Source organism: Lunatimonas lonarensis (assembly GCF_000390185.1).
Taxonomy (GTDB): Bacteria; Bacteroidota; Bacteroidia; order Cytophagales; family Cyclobacteriaceae; genus Lunatimonas; species Lunatimonas lonarensis.
Window position 1 is genome coordinate 1 of sequence record NZ_AQHR01000072.1, and the last position, 976, is coordinate 976.

Here is a 976-nt window from a genome sequence, read left to right on the forward strand (position 1 = left end):
GATCGTTGATTACGTATTCTGTTATTTCTTTTTGTTTGTTGGAGTACGAAGCGCATTCAAGCCGAAGCAATCTTATTGTCGTGGAGGAGATTGCTTCGTCGTCCCTCCTCGCAATGACGACGTTAGTTATTGAAAATGATTCTTCGCTCAATCCTAGCAATGATGAGGACATTTACCAATCCCGGCATATCTGCTCATAAAGGTCCTTCCATTCAGGGTTAAAGTCCTTTACAAGCTCTATTTTCTTCCTTCTACTTCCCGCTTTTAGTTGTTTTTCACGATCAATAGCTTCTTCAATCGAATGAAATATTTCGTAATAAACTAACTTGGTTAAATTATACCTTGCTGTAAAGGACGTCTTGTGGACCCCGGTTTTATGTTCATATACTCTTTTTATCAGATTTGAGGCTACACCGACGTAAAGTGTGGTGTTGTAGGTGTTTGTCATAAAGTATATGCAGCCTCCTTTTTCCATAAGCCGTTATTTCGCCTCCGTCATTGCGAGGCTTGGAGAGACCCGATGATGGTTTATTGGGTAATCTACGATTTGCAAGTATATATCGGAGAAGGAATCGACATCAAGCCGTGGCAATCTCATTGTAGTGGAGGAGATTGCTTCGTCGTCCCTCCTCGCAATGACGAGAGCAGTTTTTCCCCGTCATTGCGAGGCTTGGAGATAGCTGATGATCGTTGATTACGTATTCTGTTATTTCTTTTTGGTTATTGGAGCACGAAGCGCATTCAAACCGTGGCAATATTGTAGTGGACGAGATTGCTTCGTCGCCCGCTCCTCGCAATGACGATAGCGGTTTTTTCCCGTCATTGCGAGGCTTGGAGATATCCGATGATGGTTTATGAGGTAGTCTATGATTTACAAGTATATATCGGAGAATGAATCGATATCAAGCCGTGGCAATCTCATTGTAGTGGAGGAGATTGCTTCGTCGTCCCTCCTCGCAATGACGAGAGCAGTTTT

Annotated in this window: 1 protein-coding gene; it reads right to left on the reverse strand. The window is 43.0% G+C overall.

Annotation, left to right across the window (positions count from 1 at the left end):
- Positions 1–172: 172 nt before the first annotated feature.
- Positions 173–475 carry a GIY-YIG nuclease family protein gene (locus ADIS_RS11925; RefSeq protein WP_010854776.1) on the reverse strand — a complete coding sequence of 101 codons (303 nt, stop codon included), beginning with the start codon at positions 473–475 and terminating at the stop codon, positions 173–175.
- Between the last annotated feature and the right edge of the window lie 501 nt (positions 476–976).